Origin of the sequence: Shigella sp. FC1661 (genome assembly GCF_001712525.1) — a bacterium.
Taxonomy (GTDB): Bacteria; Pseudomonadota; Gammaproteobacteria; order Enterobacterales; family Enterobacteriaceae; genus Escherichia; species Escherichia coli.
On record NZ_MDGW01000491.1, the window covers coordinates 1 to 406 of the forward strand.

Genomic DNA, 406 nt, shown 5'->3' on the forward strand with positions numbered 1-406 from the left:
GGGGTTGTCGAAGCTCACCAGATTTTCACCAGGATGCACGTCATACTCTTTTTTCTCCGGAGGCAGTGCCAGCATGGACTGCTGCTCTTCGAGCCAGCGATCACAGGGACGGGCCTGGATTGTTTCATGCTTTCGTTGGTTAGCGACATCGTGCAGCCAGCGCAGACCGTGGCGGTTGGCTGTTTCAACATCGACAGTGCTCCCCATCGGGCGCAGGCGAGTCATTAGTGGGATGTAAAAACTGTTACGGGTGTACTGCACCATCCGTTCCACCTTACCTTTAGTCTGTGCCCTGAAGGGGCGACACAGTCGGGGAGAGAAGCCCATCTCCTTGCCGAACTGCCACAGCGAAGGATGGAACCGGTGCTGACCGGTCTGATATGCGTCACGTTGCAGAACCACAGTT

Annotated in this window: 1 protein-coding gene; it reads right to left on the bottom strand. The window is 56.2% G+C overall.

Annotated features, from left to right (window positions below):
- Positions 1-406 (bottom strand): transposase (locus BFF42_RS21065; RefSeq protein ID WP_144038598.1); only part of this gene is annotated, 406 nt, incomplete at both ends.